Source organism: Cupriavidus sp. WGlv3, from assembly GCF_023952475.1.
Lineage (GTDB): Bacteria > Pseudomonadota > Gammaproteobacteria > Burkholderiales > Burkholderiaceae > Cupriavidus > Cupriavidus phytorum.
Genome location: NZ_JALHRX010000004.1, coordinates 427,608 through 443,309, shown reverse-complemented (window position 1 = coordinate 443,309; position 15,702 = coordinate 427,608). Strand labels below are relative to the sequence as shown.

Annotated in this window: 13 protein-coding genes; 5 read left to right on the top strand and 8 right to left on the bottom strand. The window is 68.6% G+C overall.

Features of this window, described 5'->3' with window-relative positions; genetic code table 11:
* Nucleotides 1-33 precede the first annotated feature (33 nt).
* The 3 genes from MKD38_RS10875 (at nt 34) to MKD38_RS10865 (ending at nt 4,204) form a co-directional block, all read left to right on the top strand.
* Entirely contained in the window at nt 34-1,269 is a 1,236-nt protein-coding gene (locus tag MKD38_RS10875; protein WP_252676677.1) for an acyl-CoA dehydrogenase family protein, read from the top strand.
* An 880-nt stretch (nt 1,270-2,149) separates the two neighbouring features.
* Nucleotides 2,150-3,286 (top strand): FAD-dependent monooxygenase, encoded by a 1,137-nt coding sequence (locus MKD38_RS10870; RefSeq protein WP_252676675.1) that lies wholly within the window; start codon nt 2,150-2,152, stop codon nt 3,284-3,286.
* 72 nt (nt 3,287-3,358) lie between these two features.
* The gene (locus MKD38_RS10865) at nt 3,359-4,204 is read left to right on the top strand and encodes an IclR family transcriptional regulator (RefSeq protein WP_252676673.1); all 846 of its coding nucleotides are present in this window, start codon (nt 3,359-3,361) and stop codon (nt 4,202-4,204) included.
* Nucleotides 4,205-4,225: 21 nt separating this feature from the next.
* Here MKD38_RS10865 and MKD38_RS10860 read toward each other — a convergent pair whose 3' ends face one another.
* From MKD38_RS10860 to MKD38_RS10835, 6 genes are all read right to left on the bottom strand, one after another.
* Nucleotides 4,226-5,089, bottom strand: a complete 864-nt coding sequence (locus MKD38_RS10860) for an IclR family transcriptional regulator (protein WP_252676671.1) — start codon at nt 5,087-5,089, stop codon at nt 4,226-4,228.
* Nucleotides 5,090-5,200: 111 nt separating this feature from the next.
* Nucleotides 5,201-5,947 (bottom strand): SRPBCC family protein, encoded by a 747-nt coding sequence (locus MKD38_RS10855; protein ID WP_252676669.1) that lies wholly within the window; start codon nt 5,945-5,947, stop codon nt 5,201-5,203.
* Nucleotides 5,937-6,413 carry a (2Fe-2S)-binding protein gene (locus tag MKD38_RS10850; RefSeq protein WP_252676667.1) on the bottom strand — a complete coding sequence of 159 codons (477 nt, stop codon included), beginning with the start codon at nt 6,411-6,413 and terminating at the stop codon, nt 5,937-5,939. Before MKD38_RS10850 ends, MKD38_RS10855 begins: the two co-directional genes overlap by 11 nt.
* 11 nt (nt 6,414-6,424) lie before the next feature.
* The gene (locus MKD38_RS10845) at nt 6,425-7,291 is read right to left on the bottom strand and encodes an FAD binding domain-containing protein (protein WP_252676665.1); all 867 of its coding nucleotides are present in this window, start codon (nt 7,289-7,291) and stop codon (nt 6,425-6,427) included.
* Entirely contained in the window at nt 7,284-9,575 is a 2,292-nt protein-coding gene (locus tag MKD38_RS10840; RefSeq protein ID WP_252676663.1) for a xanthine dehydrogenase family protein molybdopterin-binding subunit, read from the bottom strand. Before MKD38_RS10840 ends, MKD38_RS10845 begins: the two co-directional genes overlap by 8 nt.
* A gap of 73 nt (nt 9,576-9,648) precedes the next feature.
* On the bottom strand, nt 9,649-10,656 hold the full coding sequence (locus MKD38_RS10835) for a tripartite tricarboxylate transporter substrate binding protein (protein ID WP_371925674.1): 1,008 nt from the start codon (nt 10,654-10,656) through the stop codon (nt 9,649-9,651).
* Nucleotides 10,657-10,977: 321 nt separating this feature from the next.
* Here MKD38_RS10835 and MKD38_RS10830 point away from each other — a divergent pair, with 321 nt between their 5' ends.
* Nucleotides 10,978-11,505: a MarR family winged helix-turn-helix transcriptional regulator gene (locus MKD38_RS10830; RefSeq protein ID WP_252676660.1), complete on the top strand. Its 528-nt coding sequence runs from the start codon at nt 10,978-10,980 to the stop codon at nt 11,503-11,505.
* Nucleotides 11,506-11,718: 213 nt separating this feature from the next.
* Nucleotides 11,719-12,960, top strand: coding sequence for an ABC transporter substrate-binding protein (locus MKD38_RS10825; RefSeq protein ID WP_252676658.1), 1,242 nt, complete (start codon nt 11,719-11,721; stop codon nt 12,958-12,960).
* Nucleotides 12,961-13,033: 73 nt separating this feature from the next.
* Here MKD38_RS10825 and MKD38_RS10820 read toward each other — a convergent pair whose 3' ends face one another.
* Together MKD38_RS10820 and MKD38_RS10815 are read right to left on the bottom strand one after the other, a co-directional pair.
* Complete coding sequence (locus MKD38_RS10820; RefSeq protein WP_252676656.1) at nt 13,034-14,452, bottom strand: MFS transporter; 1,419 nt, start codon at nt 14,450-14,452, stop codon at nt 13,034-13,036.
* 274 nt (nt 14,453-14,726) lie between these two features.
* Entirely contained in the window at nt 14,727-15,683 is a 957-nt protein-coding gene (locus MKD38_RS10815; RefSeq protein ID WP_252676655.1) for a PDR/VanB family oxidoreductase, read from the bottom strand.
* Between the last annotated feature and the right edge of the window lie 19 nt (nt 15,684-15,702).

Sequence of the window (15,702 nt, the reverse complement as noted above, 5' to 3'; positions counted from 1 at the left end):
CGACCCACGATCGATTACCAGCGAGGCCCGTCGATGCATCTCGATTTCTCCCCGCAAGACCAGCAGTTCCGCGAAGAAGTACGCGCCTGGATTGTCCAGGCCTATGACGCCGACCTGCGTGCGATGATGGCGCAGTCCAAGAACGGCTACCTCGACAAGGCCGGACAGGTGCGCTGGCAGAAGGCGCTGTACGCGCGCGGCTGGGCCGCGCCGAACTGGCCGAAGGAATACGGCGGCCCGGGCTGGAGCGCGACCGAGCGCTTTATCTTCCAGTCCGAACTGGCCGCCGCGGGATGCCCGCCGGTGTCGCCGATGGGCCTGAAGATGGTGGCGCCGGTGATCATGAAGTACGGCACGCCCGAGCAGAAGCAGCGCTTCCTGCCGCCGATCCTGAGCTCCGACGTTTGGTGGTGCCAGGGCTATTCCGAGCCGAATTCCGGCTCCGACCTGGCGTCGCTGCAGCTGCGCGCCGACCACGGCACCGATGGCGACGGCGAGCACTACATCCTGAACGGCTCCAAGATCTGGACCACGCATGCGCAATGGGCCGACTGGATGTTCTGCCTGGTGCGCACCAGCCGCGAATCGAAGCGCCAGGAAGGGATTTCGTTCCTGCTGCTCGACATGCACACGCCCGGCATCACGGTGTCGGCGCTGCCAACGCTGGATGGCCCGATGCCCGGCCAGCAGGAGGTGAACCAGGTCTTCTTCGAAAACGCGCGGGTGCCGGTGGCCAACCGCATCGGCGAGGAAGGCAAGGGCTGGACCTACGCCAAGTACTTGCTGGAGTTCGAGCGCGGCGGCACGTATAGCCCGATGCTGCGCAAGCAGCTGTCCAAGATCGCGGAAATCGCCGCGGAGCAGCCCGGCGATGACGGTGGGCGGCTGCTGGATGATCCGGTGTTCCGGCGCAAGCTGGCGGCGCTGCACCTGCGTGCGGCGGCGCTGGAAGCGGTGGAGTTGCGGGTGTTTTCCGGGGTGGAATCGGGCACTTCGATCGGCGCCGCGTCGAGCATGCTCAAGCTCACAGGCACCGAGACCTTGCAGGCGGCAAGCGAGCTTGCGGTGGAGGCGGCGGGGCCTGCGGCGCTGCCGTTCGTGCAGGATACCTGGGCGGAACTGCAGGGGCGCGACGCGCAGCCGCGGGTCGGGCCGGATTATGCGGCGGTGCTGGCGCCGCGTTATTTCAACTATCGCAAGGCGTCGATCTATGGGGGGTCTAACGAGATCCAGAGGAACATTATTGCGAAGCTGGTGTTGGGGCTTTGAGGTGGGGGGTCGACGTTCGAAAGGGCCGATTCTTTGGGGGGATCGCTGTTGGTGACATGCTGTCGGCTGTTGAACCGCGTGGTTCCGCCCTGCTGGGCGGGTCACTTTTTGGCCGAGCGCCAAAAAGTAACCAAAAAGCGCGTTTACGGCCCTGCGGGCGGCATGCTTATCGTAGTGTGCCTGGGGGTTTTCGTACGGGGCTGGGCTTCCTCACATAGCGGGGCTGCCTGCCGCGGGGGTGCACCACGGTGGGTGGGGCGTTGGAATGATGGTTGAACGAGCCCAGAGCGCGGAGTGGCCCCTGCTGCTGGCCTTGTCGTAGGAACGCCTACGGCTGCTGCGCCGGCCCTATCGCGAAGCGTGGGCCCTGGCACGGTACGCTTCGCTGCGCTCGCTTGGCGCTGCCGACCTGTGACCGGGGCTGGCGAAATCGCGCAAATGCTAAATGCCCGGCCAGCGCAATTGAGCCCGCGCAGCAGCCGTAGGCGTCCCCGCGATACGGCCGGCAGCAGGCTGCCTACAACCCTCATTGGGATTGTTCAATAGTGGGTGATCGCAGGCATCGTCCCTGACTCACATAGCGTTAGCAGGGTCGAACGGGCACCCACGCCCAAACGGAAAGCACCACCGCCCGAACCACCAACGCCGTGGAATTGATTGCCAGCCGCACAGGCGACGCGCTTTTTGGTTACTTTTTGGCGCTCGGCCAAAAAGTGACTCGCCGGCTACGCCGGCGAAACAGCCGCGCCTGCCAAGCACGATAGGTCGCCGGAATTCCACCTCTTAGGGTTCCCCTTAATTGACGCTCCCCCCTCTCACCCATATATTTTTATGAACATCTAGTTCATTTTTGAACACAACCACCAGTCAGCTGCAAAAAATGTCTCTCAAAATCGGAATCAACGGCGCCGGCATCGGCGGCCTGGCCGCGGCCATCGCGCTGCGCAAGCTCGGCATGGAAGCCGTGGTCTACGAGCAGGCGCCCCGCTTTGCCCGCGTCGGCGCCGACATCAACCTGACGCCCAACGCGGTACGCGCCCTGGACGGGCTTGGCGTGGGCGAGGCCCTGCGTGAAACCGCCGCCCGTCCCAGCCACCGCATCAGCCGCATGTGGGACACCGGCGCCGAAACCTCGCGCCTGCCGATGCAGGAAGAGGCCGAGCAGCGCTACGGCGCGCCCCAGTTGACCATGCACCGCGCCGACCTGATGACGGCACTGGAAGCCGCGGTGCCTGACACATGCGTTCGGCTCGGCCACAAGGCCGTGGCGATCGAGACCCGCGCCGATGGCGCGACGCTGCGCTTTGCCAACGGCGCGCAGGAAGATGTCGACGTGCTGGTCGGTGCCGACGGCATCCACTCCACCGTGCGCACCGCGCTGTTCGGCCAGGAGAGCCCGATCTTCACCGGCGTGGTCGCGTATCGCGCCGTGGTGCCGGCCGCGCGCCTGGCCGGCTTGCCGAACCTGGGCGCCTTCACCAAATGGTGGGGCCCGGACGCGGCCACGCAGATCGTCACTTTTCCGCTCAACCGCGGCCGCGACATCTTTGTCTTCGCCACCGTCGCGCAGGACGCTTGGCGCCATGAATCGTGGACCACGCCGGGCCGCGTGGAAGACCTGCGCAACGCCTATGCCGGCTTCCATGCCGAGGCCCGCGCGCTGCTCGACGCCTGCGACGACGTGCTGATCTCCGCGCTGTACGTGCGCGATCCGCTGCCGGCCTGGTCGGCCGGCCCGGTCACGCTGATGGGCGACGCCTGCCATCCGATGATGCCGTTCATGGCCCAGGGTGCGGGCATGGCGATCGAGGACGGCGTGGTGCTGGCGCGCTGCCTCGCCGATGCCGCAACTGACGGCGCCGCTGGCGTGCCGGCCGCGCTGGCACGCTACCAGGCCGCGCGCCATGCGCGCACCAGCCGCATCCAGGTCGGCTCGCGCAGCAATGCCTGGCTCAAGGAAGGCGGCAACGCCGACTGGGTGTACGATTACGACGCCTGGAACGTCGCCCTCGGCTGAAACCGCCGGCCCCGCGTTCCGCGCCAGCACGGCCGCCTGCGCGGCCGTTTTCCATGGATAGTCCACGCCCACATGCCCAAGTCCCGCCTGCCGACCGAACCTGACCTCGACGATGGCGCCGCACCGGAGGATGCCCGCGAGGCCCAGCTGGTGTCGCCGGTCATCCGCGGCATGCGGCTGCTGCGCTTTATCGCCGAAGGCGGCGCCACCGCCAACCTGAGCGAGGTCGGCCGCCGCATCGACGTGAACCGGGTCACCGTGATGCGCCTGCTCGATACGCTCGAGCATGAAGGCATGGTCGAGCGGCTGCCCCAGGGCGGCCACCAGGTCGGCTTCAACTTCCTGAAGCTGGCCTCGCGCGTGCTGGCCTCCAACGACCTGACCAGCTTCGCCGGGCGCGTGCTGGCCCGGCTCAGTGCCTCGCTGCAGCTATCGGCCTACCTGGCGGTGCGCGATGGCGGCGATGCGCTCTACCTGCTGCGGCAGATGCCGGCGGCGGCGCTGGTCAGCAATATCCAGGTGGGCAGCCGCGTTGCCGCGCACCTGACCACGCCGGGCCGGATGCTGATTGCCGAGTTGCCGCCCGAGACGCTGCGCGAATTGCTGGGGCCCGATCCGCTGCCCGCGGCCACCGGGCAGAGCCCGGCGACCCATGCGCGCCTGGCCGAGATCCTGGCCGCCGACCGCGAGCGCGGCTGCGCCTGGAGCTTCTCCGCCTACGAACCCGGCATCGATGCCTGCTCGGCACCGGTGCGCGGCGCCGACGGCGCGGTGATCGCCGCCATCAGCGTGGCCGGGCCGCAGCAGCGCTTCGAGGCCGACGGCACGCTGCGCGAGCGCGTGCAGAAGGAAGTCCGGCAGGCGGCGCGCGACCTGTCCGGACTGATGGGCTATCGGGGCGACGCTGCGCCGCGGTGACGCCGTACCGGCGGCCCCGGTTCAGGCAAACGGCCTGGGCACCTCCGGCCGGTAGTCGAGCAGCCGCGACAGCTCCGCCGCGGCGCGCCGCACCTGTTCCACCATGTTGTCGAGCTGGTCCGGGTCGATGCGAGCGGCCGGGATGGTCGCGCCCAGCGCCGCCGTCACCTTGCCGCTGCGGTCGCGCACCGGCGCCGCGATGGTCGAGATGCTGGCCTCGAAGAAGCCTTCGTGCAGCACGTAGCCACGCTGGCGGTCGCGCTGGACCATCTCGTACAGCTCTTCGACCGTGCGCGGCGTGCTTTCGGAATAAACTTCCAGCCGCTCTTCCGGATAAAGCGCGCGCAATTCGGCCAGCGACAGGTCTTCCAGCAGCACGCGCCCCAGCACCGTGGCATGCGCCGGCAGCCGGGTGCCGACATTGACGGTGCTGGCAAACGGGCGCGACGCCACCGACTTGGCCACATAGACGATGGAACGGCCGTCGCGCACCACCAGGTTGCACGGGTAGTGGATCTCGTCGCGCAGCCGGTCCAGCAGCGGGCGCCCAAGCTCGGTCAGCTCGAGCGAAGCCAGGTAGTCGAAGCCGAGGCGCAGCACCGCCATGCCCAGCCGGAACTCGCGCCCACCGTCGGTGCGCTCGACGAAGCCCATCATTTCCAGCGTGGCCAGCAGCCGGAACACGGTCGAGCGCGGCACCTTGAGCCGGCGCGCCAGCTCGGCGGCCGACAGGGTGCGCTCGCGGCTGCTGAACTCGCCCAGCAGGCGCAGCCCGCGCTCGAGCCCGGGCACGATGTACTTGTCTTGCGCGCTTTCTGGTGCACCCTCCTGCGCACTCTCCTGGCCGCCTTCCTGCGTGTCTTCCTGCGGCGAATCGGTCGTCATGGTCTGTCTCTGCAATAGTCGGTCTTGGCGCAACGCTCTCATATATCACGCCCGCACCCGATAGGGTACCCGTATTGCGGACAGTCCCCGCTGCCAAGGCCGCCGACGCCGCTATGCGCCAGGGCGCAGGTAGTCGTGCAGCCACGCCGCGCACTGCTCGCCATGCGCCGCCGGCCAGCGCACCACGATGGTCTCGTCGGGGCGGCGCAGCTCGATGCAGATCTCGGCATGCGGCCCGCGCGCGGCGTCGCCGCGCCCGAACAGGCGCGCCAACAGCCCGGCCGGAGCGGCTTGCGGCGCCAACGGGCGCGCCGGCAGCACTGCGTGGCCGTTGGCGGCCGAACGCGGCGCGACGGCGGTCGCCTGCGCCGCAGGCGCTTGCTGCGCCGGCTCGGGCACAGCCTGCCCGTCCTGCGGCGACAGCCGCGCCAGCAGGTTGGCGCCGAACTCGTCCCACATGCGGTCGGCCTTGGTTTTCATCACGCTCAGGCCGAAGGTCCCCAGCCGCCCCAGCACATCGACCTGCACCTTGATGCGCAGCTGCGTGCCGCCATGGTCCAGCGGCGTCAGGAACAATTCGCTCGACTGGCGCAGCGAGCTGGCCACCGAAGCGTCCTCGCCGCTGCCCTCGGTGCGCAGGTAATGGGGCGCGCGGGTCTCGACGATCTTCGTATGCAGCCGGAAGCGCGCGTTGATGAAGGCGATCTTTACCGCCATGTGCGCGACGTACTCGACCTCGCTGAGCACTTCGATCGATTCCATGCCGGGCACGCACGCGCCCATCACGTTGGGGTCGAGCAGCAGTTCCCACACGCGCGCCTGCGGCGCCGCGGTGACCAGGGTCTTTTCAATTTCCACGCATTGCCTCCGCGGCGGACAGGACCGATTCGACGATGCCGACATAACCGGTGCAACGGCACAGGTTGCCGTTCAGGCCATGGCGGACTTCTTCTTCGGTCGGATTGGGATTATTGGCGAGCAGCGCGCACGCCGCCATCAGGAAGCCCGGCGTGCAATAGCCGCACTGCAGCCCGCCGTGCTCCATGAAGCTTTGCTGCAGCGGATGCAGCTGGCCGTCGGCGGCCAGGCCTTCCACGGTCATCACATGACGGCCGCGCGCCTGCACCGCGAGCAACAGGCAGGACTTGACCACCTCGCCGTCGACCAGTACGGAGCAGGCGCCGCAGATGCCGGTCTCGCAGCCGCGCTTGGTGCCGGTCAGGTTCAGGTCGTCGCGCAGCAGGTCGGCAAGCAGGCGCCGCGCCGGCACCTGCACCTGGTGTTCTTCACCGTTGACGGTGACTTCGATGCTGACTGGATTCATGGGTAGGCTCCTTACTCCGATGCCACGCCGAACAAGGCGGCAATGGTGCGGTGCGCGACCACGCGCACCATTTCGCGGCGGTAGCCCTCGGCCCCGCGCGCGTCCGACACGGCATTGATGTCCTCGGCGACGATGGCCGCGGCTTGCGCGGCCAGCTCCGCCGTCACTGCCTGGCCCGCCAGCAGCGCCTCGGCGCGCCGCAGCCGGCACGGCACCGGCGTCGACGCGCCCACCGCCAGGCGGGCCTCGATACAGAACGCGCCCTCGCGCCGCACCGCCAGCGCCACGCTGGCCAGCGGGCGGTGCTCGGCGGCCGTGCGCAGGAAGCGCGCATAGTGGCCGTCGGCGCCGGCACCCGGCGCGGGCACGCGGATCTGCGTGACGATTTCATCTGGCGCCAGCGCCGTGACGTAGTAGTCGACCAGGAAGTCCTCGATGTCGATCACGCGCTCGCCGTCGCGGCCACGGACCACGACCTGCGCGCCCAGCGCCATCAGGCAGCCGGGCGGATCGGTGGCCGGGTCGGCATAGCAGAGATTGCCGCCGAGGGTGCCCTGGTTGCGCACCTGCGGATTGGCGACGCGCGCGGCCATGCTGGCCAGCATTGGATAGTGCGCCTGCACCAGCGGCGAGCGCGCAAGCTCGGCATGCAGGGTCAGCGCGCCGATGCGCAGGCCCTCGCGCGCATCGAAGCTGATGCCGCGCAGCGCATCGAGCCGGCCCAGCGAGACCAGGTGGCTGGGCGCCAGCATGCGCTGGCGCATGCCCAGCATCAGCGCGGTGCCGCCGGCAAAGAGGCGGCAGCTGTCGCCCAGGTCGGCCAGCATGTGGCTGGCCTCGGCCACGGTGGCCGGCTCCAGGAAAGCAAAGTCACGCACGGGCGGCCTCCTTTTGGTCGAGTTCGCGCAGGCCTGCCAGCACCTTCTCGGGCGTGATCGGCAGCGACTGGATGCGCACGCCGACCGCGTCGAACACGGCATTGGCGATCGCCGCCGCGCCCGGCAGGATCGCGGTCTCGCTGGCGCCCTTGGCGCCGTAGGGGCCGTTGGGGTCGTTCGATTCGACCACGTCGGTGCGCAGCATCGGCACCGCGTCGGCGGTGGGCATGGTGTAGTCGGCGAAGTTGCCGTTCATCAGGCGGCCGTCCTCGTATTGCAGATGCTCGTACAGGGTCCAGCCGATCGCCTGCACGGTGGCGCCGTGGGTCTGGCCGTGAACCGCGAGCGGGTTGATGGCCTTGCCACAGTCGTCGGCGACAAAGCTGTCGATCACGGTGACCTGGCCGGTGCAGGTATCGACCTCCACTTCCACCGCCTGAGCCGCGAACGAATGCGCGGGGGCGACGTTGCCGTAGTAGTTGGCGTCGTGCATCACCGTGGGCGCGTCGTAAGTGGCGCGCACGTGGATGCCCTCGCCGCCGTGGCGGAAGATATGCAGCCGCGCGATCTCGGCCAGCGTGGCCGACTTGTCGGGCTGATCCGGCACCGCGATGCGGCCATCGGCGATCACCAGTTGCCGCGCCTCCACGCCGAGCTTTTCCGCCGCCAGCGCCAGCAGCTTCTGCCGCGCCTCGCGCGCCGCGCGCAGCACCGCGTTGCCCGAGATGATGGTCACGCGCGACGCCAGCGAGCCCAGGCAGAACGGCGCGGTATCGGTATCCGGCGCCATTACGGTAACGTGCGACAGCGGAATGCCCAGCTCCTGCGCGCAGATCTGGCTGAGCATGGTGTTGGCGCCCTGCCCCATGTCGCACTCGCTGGTCTGCAGCATCACGCGCCCGTCCTCGTTCATCTTGAGCAGGATGGTCGAGCCGTCCCAGTTGCCCAGCGTGCGGTTGCCGCTGACATGCATCGCCGCGGCAATGCCGACGCCGCGCCGGCGCGTGCCGGTGCCGCGCGGCGCCGCGCGCTTGTCGTCCCAGCCGATGGCGCGGCGCGTCATGTCCAGGCATTCGGCCATGCCGGTGCTGCTGATCTTCCAGCCATGCACGCTGGTCTCGCCGGCGCCGATGGCATTGCGCTTGTGCACTTCGATCGGGTCGATGCCGAGCATGCCGGCCAGCACCGTCAGGTGGCAGTTCAGCGGAAACTGCATCTGCTGGCCGCCGAAGCCGCGAAAGGCGCCGCGCGGCGGGTTGTTGGTATAGGCCATCACCGCGTGCGAGCGCACGTTGTGCAAGCGATGCATGTTGTCGCTGCGCATGGCGGTGACGTGCATCACATCGCCGGCCAGCCCGGAATAGGCGCCGCACTCGGCCGTGATGCGCACGTCCTTGGCCAGGATCACGCCGTCGGCGTCAACGCCCAGGCGCAGCCAGACTCGCATCGGCACGCTGGCGCGCGCGCCCTGGAAGTCTTCCAGCCGGTTGTTGACCAGCCGCACCGGGCGCTCCAGCCGGCTCGCCAGGAAGGCGCAGATCAGGCTGTTGTTCTCCTCGACGATCTTGGCGCCGAAGCCGCCGCCGGTGGTGGCCTGAACCACGCGGATGGTCGAGACCGGCCGGTCCAGCGCCTCGGCCAGCCGCGCGCGCGCCAGGAACACCGACTGCGTCGACGCCCACACCGTAAGCCGTCCGTTGCCGTCCTGCGCGGCGACCGACGCCATCGGCTCGAGGTAGCCGGGGTACTGCGAGTGCATGTCGTAGGTCGCCTCGTATACCGCGGCGCACGCCGCGAAGGCGGCCTCGACGTCGCCGCGCTCGATGCGCATTTCATGGCCGATATTGCCCGTACCGGCGTGGATCTCCGGCGCGCCCGCGGCCAGCGCCGCGGCCGGCGTCAGCAGCGCGGGCAGCGCCTCGTACTCGACCTGGATCAGGTCCAGCGCATCGCGCGCGATCTCCTCGCTGACCGCCACCACCGCCGCCACTTCCTCGCCGACATGGCGCACCACGCCGCAGGCCAGGATGCGCTGCTCCTTGCGGTGCGGCCCCCAGTGGCGGGCGGGCACGTCGTACCCCGTTACCACCAGCTTCACCCCGGGCAGCGCCCTGGCTGCGGCGGTGTCGATGCGCACGATGCGCGCGTGCGGGTGCGGGCTGCGCAGCACCTTGGCGTGCAGCATGCCGGGCAGCTTGAGGTCGCCGGCATACTGCGCGCGCCCCATGACCTTTTCCCGCGCGGTCACCTGCGGCGTGGACGTTCCCACGATGGCCCTGCTCATGCCGGCCTCCTGTCTGTCGTTGTTGTTTCCGTTGCCGATGGCGTGGTGCTGGAAGGCGATGCGCCGGTGCGGTTTATTCCGCGGTGATCGCCAGCTCGCGGATCACCTTGCCCAGGCGCTCGTAGTCGGCCGCGTTGACCTTCTCCAGCGCGGCCGGTGCGCCGCCGACGGGGATGGCGCCGAAGGTGGCCATCTTGTCGGCCACGTCGGGCAGGCGCAGCACCTCGTTGAGCTGCTGGTTCAGCGTCCTGACCACCTCGGGCGGCGTGCCTTTCGGCGCCATCACGCCGTGCCACGCGCCGACCACCACGTCCTTGTAGCCCAGCTCGGCGAGCGTCGGCACATTGGGCAGCAGCGGCGAGCGCCGCGCATCGGTGATCGCCAGCGGGATCAGCCGGCCCGTATTCAGGTATTGCGCCACCGGGCCCAGCGTGACGTAGGCAAACGGCACGTGCCCCGCCACCACGTCGTTGACCGCGGGCGCCACGCCCTTGTAGGGCACGTGCTGGATCTTCACGCCGGCGGCGCGGTTCAGCATCTCGCCGGCGATATGCATCGGCGATCCCGCGCCCGGGCTGCCATAGGTCAGCGCCTTGCCGGCCCTGGCCGCGGCCACCATCTCGCCCACGCTTTTCACGCCCGCCTGCGGGTTGGCCACCAGCAGCACCGCCTGCACCGCGGTCTGGATCACCGGCGTGAAGCCGTGCAACGGGTCATAGCTGGCCGACGGCGCCAGCTTCAGCACCGTTGGCGCCAGCGTGAACGGGTTCGGCGTGTACAACAGCGTGTAGCCGTCCGCCGGCGCGCGGCTGACGAATGCGGCGCCCACCACGCCGCCGGCGCCGGGACGGTTCTCGACGATGACCGGCTGCTTCAGGCGGGCCGACAGCTTGTCGGCGTAGAGCCGCGCCATGGCATCGGTATCGCCGCCTGGCGGATAGGCCACCACCATGGTCACGGCCTTGGCCGGATACGGGGCGGCAGCCTGCGCGCCGGCCGCGCTCAGCGCAAGCACGGCCATGGCGGCGGTGACAAGGCCGGCAGCAGCGCCAGCGGCGCGTCGGGAACGTTGTTGTCTCATCTACAGCTCCTGTGGGGGCGCATTCGCGACGCTTGAGTCAGTGGTTGTGCACATCGCGAAAACAGGGGTGGCGTGGGTACAACTCTCGTCGGTTGTTTTATTAATGAAACGTTAGTTCAATAAAGGAACACAATCATCGTAGGCCGCCTTATTTGACAACTCAACTTACGTTAACCACTAATTGACGGTTGGCTTCTCTTTAAGATTTTTTTGCGCTGACGGGATCCAGACTCGATGGCGGCAATGGCAAGCGCCTGTGAGACAATCTGCCCCGCTAACCGGCCACGCATCCTGGCCGGCAGACCAGACCAAGAGGAACGCATGTCCCGTGATGCCGCGCCCGCCCATGGCACGCCCGCGCCCGCCCCTGCCGCCAACGCCAACGCCAGCCCGTGGACCGATCTCGACGAGGCCGGCAGCGGCCTGACCGTCGACAACTTCCTGACCACGATGCTGAGCCAGCTGGTGACCGCGCTGCGCAGCACGGTCACCAAGCCCTATGCGGAGCAGTTCGGCCTGACCGTGCCGGAATGGCGCATCCTGGCGCTGCTGGCCCATGCGCGCGCGTTGCCGTTTGCCGAACTGGTGACCCAGTCCACGTCGGACAAGGCGCTGGTCAGCCGCACCCTGCGGCTGCTGGAAGACCGCGGGCTGGTGCAGCTGACCTCCGCCGGCAATACCCCGCGCAAGAAGCTGCTGTGCGCCATCACCGAAGCCGGCATCGCGCTGCACGACCAGGTGATGCCGCTGGCGCGGCGCGGCCAGGCCGAGGTGATCCGGCAGCTGTCGCCGCAGGAGCGCGAGGCGGTGTACCAGGGACTGCGCAAGCTGTTGCACGCGCAGGCATAAGAAGAAGGGGCCGCGACGAGCGCGGCCGGTTTTCCTCCCGCAAGACTTCTCCACGCCCGGGCATGACGGCACCAGCCAGATCGCCTATAACGTCTGCTACCGGCTTCCTGCAAGGAAAACCGGACCCGGGCGACGAACGTCGCGACCTGGCCGCGACGCCGATCGCTACGAGCTGAGCGGAACGAGAAATCACTACCCACGGGAGGAGACACCATGACGCTTTGCCATTCGATCCGACGCCGGACCGCCGGCGTCCTCGCGCTTGCCGCGGCGCTGGCCTGCGGCACCGCGCAGGCCCAGCCCAGGGCCGCGATTTCCGATGACGTGGTCAAGCTCGGCATGCTGCTCGACATGAGCGGCCTGTACGCCGACGTCACCGGCCGCGGCAGCGCCACCGCGGCGCAGATGGCCATCGACGATTTCGGCGGCAAGGTGCTCGGCAAGAAAATCGAGCTGCTAGTGGTCGATCACCAGAACAAGGCCGATATCGCCGCCAACAAGGCGCGCGAGTGGTACGACACCGGCAATGTCGACGCCATCCTCGACGTGGCCGCGTCGGCGCCGGCGCTGGCGGTGCTGGAAGTGGCGAAGCAGAAAAACCGCATCGTGGTGTTCTCGGGGCCGGGCACCGAGCGCATCACCAACGACCTGTGCACGCCGGTGTCGGTGCACTACGCCTACGACACCTACGCGCTTGCCAACACCACTGCGCGCGCGACGGTGCAGCGCGGCGGCAAGAGCTGGTTCTTCCTGACCGCCGACTACGCCTTCGGGCACACGCTGCAGGACTCCGCCACCGCGGTCATCAACGAAACCGGCGGCAAGGTGGTGGGGGCCGCGCGCCACCCGATCGGCGCCAGTGACTTTGCCTCGTACCTGCTGCAGGCGCAGGCCAGCAAGGCGCAGATCGTCGGGCTGGCCAACGCCGGCGGCGACGCCATCAACGCGATCAAGGCGGCATCGGAGTTCGGCCTCACGCGCAACCACGCCCAGCGCATGGCAGGCCTGCTGCTGTACGTCAACGACATCCACGCCCTCGGCCTGAAGACCACGGCCGGCCTGCTGCTGACCGAAGGCTTCTACTGGGACATGAACGACGCCACCCGCGCGTGGTCGCGACGCTATTTCGAAAAACTGAAGAAGATGCCCAACATGAGCCAGGCCGGCGCGTATTCGTCGGTAATGCACTACCTGAAGGCGGTGCAGGCGGCGGGCACCGACGAGACCGCGGCGGTGATGAAGCAGATGAAAGCGATGCCGATCAACGACTTCTTCGCGAAGAACGGCCGCATCCGCGAGGACGGCCGCATGATCCACGACATGTACCTGTTCGAGGTTAAGACGCCGGCCGAATCGAAGTACCCATGGGACTACTACAAGGTGGTGGCGACGGTGCCCGGCGAGCAGGCCTTCATGCCGGCGGCGAAGTCGAAATGCCCGCTGCTGCGGCACTGACAGCGTTGACCGGGGTGTCACAAGCCGCAGCGCCCATGCGCTCCTGACGGAAGCAGCATGGGCACGTGCCCGCTCAGACCTCCAGCTCTTCCAGCACCCGCCCCTTGGTCTCGATGCCAAGGCAATGCACGGTGATGGCGGCCAGCGCCGGCACCACCGACAGCGCGAAGAACGCAATGCTCAGGTCGCCGCTGCCGATGGTGCTGGCGATCAGACCCGGGGCGAAGATCGCCGCCAGCTTCAGCCAGGCTCCGCCGAGGCCGCAGCCCATGGCCCGCACGCTGGTCGGATACAGCTCCGGCGTGTAGACGTAGGCAGTAATGAAGCCGCTGGCGAGGAAGCCCATCGCCAGCGCGCAGAAGGTGGCGACAACGTACACGCTGGAGGCGTGGAACACCCCCGCCAGCACCAGCGACAGCGCACACAGCAGGAACGACACATTGATCACCGGCTTGCGCCCGACCTTGTCGACGATCATGGCGCAGACCAGCGACCCCACCACCCCCAGCACCGATGCCGCCGCGGCCAGGTTCAGCGCCAGCTGCAGCGGCGCGTGATAGACGGTCTTATAGACCGTGGGCAGCCAGGTCGACAGCCCGTACTGGATAAAGCCGCAGGTGGCCCACAGCATCCACACCGCCAGCGTGCGGCCGAGATAGGCCTTGCTGACCAGGTCGCGCACGCGCCGGCGCGGGTGGTGGACCATGTGTTCGTAGGCGCCGGCGTTCTGCGGCGGCGGCAGCGGATCCCTGGCGCGCGCCTCGAACGCGCGCAGCGCGGCGTCGGCTTCTTCCAGGCGCCCCTTCTCGGCCAGCCAGCGCGGCGATTCGGGAATCACGCGCCTCAGGATAAAGAACAGCACCAGCGGCACGCCGCCAATGAAGTACATCACCTCCCAGCCATAGTGCGGCACCAGCCAGGCGCCGACGCCGTTCGACACCATCAGGCCGATCGGGAACACCACCTCGTACAGCAGCACGAAGCGCCCGCGGCCGTGCGCGCGCGTGACTTCGTTGATATAGGTCGCGGCGACCGGCAGCTCGCCGCCGAGGCCCAGGCCCTGCACGATGCGCAGGAGCAGGAAAATCTCGAACGACGGCGCGAAGCCGCAAGCAATGCTCATCAGGCCGATGATGCCCGCGCTCCAGCCGATCGAGCGCAAGCGCCCGAAGCGCTCCGCCAGCCCCGGGAACAGCAGTGCCCCGACCAGCTGGCCGACCGACGGCGCCGCGATCAGGACCCCGATCTGCCCGGGCGTGAGCGACCACTGCGCGATCAGCAGCGGCAGCGTGGCGGCGATGGCGATCACGTCGAAGCCATCGAAGAAGGTGGCCAGGCCGATCAGCAGCCGGGCCCGCACATGCATGGCGTTGCCGGGCATGCGCTCGATGCGGGCGACGATATTGCCGCGCGTGAGCGGGCCGGTGCGGGCGCTGGCGGCGCTCCGGCCGGCGCTGTCGGCCGTGGTCACGATACCTGCGGTGGCGGCCACCGGTGCGCCGGGGGACGCTGCGTCTTGTCTCTGGGTTAGCACGGTATTTTTTGGGTTGGGTCTTTCGAATGGCTCCCCTCTCCCGCTTGCGGGAGAGGGGTTGGGGGAGAGGGCAGGCGCTTGCAGGCGGCAGATGCCTGGCTTGCCGATGGCCCTGGATGAGGAAGCCGGGACTCTGCATGGCGCTGGCTTCTGCCGGCGCTGGCCCTCTCCCCCGCCCCTCTCCCGCACACGGGAGAGGGGAGCAAACACGCGCGGATCGAGCGCTCGCGAACTACAAATCCAGTACCAGCTTGCTGCCCTTGCACCCCGACACGCACACCATCATGGTCTTGTTGCTGGCGCGCTCGCTGTTGCTCAGCACGCTGTCGCGGTGGTCGGGGCAGCCTTCCAGCACGGCGGTCTCGCACGAGCCGCATACGCCTTCGCGGCAGCTGTATTCGACCTCCACGCCTGAGTCGAGCAGCGCGTCCAGCAGCGACTTGCCCGACGGCACCTTGACCAGGCTGCCGGTGCGCGACAGCTGCACCACGTACTCGCCTTCCTGCACCGCTTCGGTCGACGGGTCGGCGGCGAAGCGCTCGATATGGACGTTGGGGTAGGCATGCGCTTCGCATGCGGCCTCGAACGCGTTCAACATCGGGCCCGGGCCGCAGCAGTAGAAGTGCGTCTGTCCGTCCTGGCCGCCCAGCATTGCCTTCAGGTCCGGCGGCGCGCCCGCTTCATCGTCGAAGTGGAAGCGCACCGCGTCGCCGTAGGCCGACAGCGGTTCGACGAACGCCGCCTCGGCGCGCGAACGCGCGCAGTAGATCAGCGTGAACGAGCGGCCCAGCTCGGCCAGCCGGCGCGCCATGCAGACGATCGGCGTGACGCCGATGCCGCCGGCCACCAGCACCGTGTGAGCGGCGCTCTGGTCGAGCTCGAAGTTGTTGCGCGGCGCGCCCACGGTCAGCGTGGCGCCCACGCGCAGCTGCTCGTGCACGTAGCGCGAGCCGCCGCGGCTGCCGCGATCCAGCAGCACGCCCACGGTGTAGCGGTTGCGCGTCTCGGGCGCGCCGCACAGCGAGTAGCTGCGCACCAGGCCGTTGCCCAGGTGCAGGTCGATATGGGCACCCGGGCTGTACTCGGGCAGGGGCTTCCCTTCGGGGTCTTGCAGTTCGATGCTGACCACGCCGCGCGCTTCGTAGCGCATGGCCTGGACCCGCAGGGTCAGGGACTGGTGGGCACTCATTGCTGCTTCCTTCTGTTGC

Excerpts from the sequence above, each read along its gene's own strand:
- MKD38_RS10815 (WP_252676655.1), bottom strand. The coding sequence starts at position 15,683 with ATGAGTGCCCACCAGTCCCTGACCCTGCGGGTCCAGGCCATGCGCTAC.
- MKD38_RS10830 (WP_252676660.1), top strand. The coding sequence starts at position 10,978 with ATGTCCCGTGATGCCGCGCCCGCCCATGGCACGCCCGCGCCCGCCCCT.
- MKD38_RS10835 (WP_371925674.1), bottom strand. The coding sequence starts at position 10,656 with ATGAGACAACAACGTTCCCGACGCGCCGCTGGCGCTGCTGCCGGCCTT.
- MKD38_RS10865 (WP_252676673.1), top strand. The coding sequence starts at position 3,359 with ATGCCCAAGTCCCGCCTGCCGACCGAACCTGACCTCGACGATGGCGCC.
- MKD38_RS10840 (WP_252676663.1), bottom strand. The coding sequence starts at position 9,575 with ATGAGCAGGGCCATCGTGGGAACGTCCACGCCGCAGGTGACCGCGCGG.
- MKD38_RS10825 (WP_252676658.1), top strand. The coding sequence starts at position 11,719 with ATGACGCTTTGCCATTCGATCCGACGCCGGACCGCCGGCGTCCTCGCG.
- MKD38_RS10850 (WP_252676667.1), bottom strand. The coding sequence starts at position 6,413 with ATGAATCCAGTCAGCATCGAAGTCACCGTCAACGGTGAAGAACACCAG.
- MKD38_RS10870 (WP_252676675.1), top strand. The coding sequence starts at position 2,150 with ATGTCTCTCAAAATCGGAATCAACGGCGCCGGCATCGGCGGCCTGGCC.
- MKD38_RS10875 (WP_252676677.1), top strand. The coding sequence starts at position 34 with ATGCATCTCGATTTCTCCCCGCAAGACCAGCAGTTCCGCGAAGAAGTA.
- MKD38_RS10860 (WP_252676671.1), bottom strand. The coding sequence starts at position 5,089 with ATGACGACCGATTCGCCGCAGGAAGACACGCAGGAAGGCGGCCAGGAG.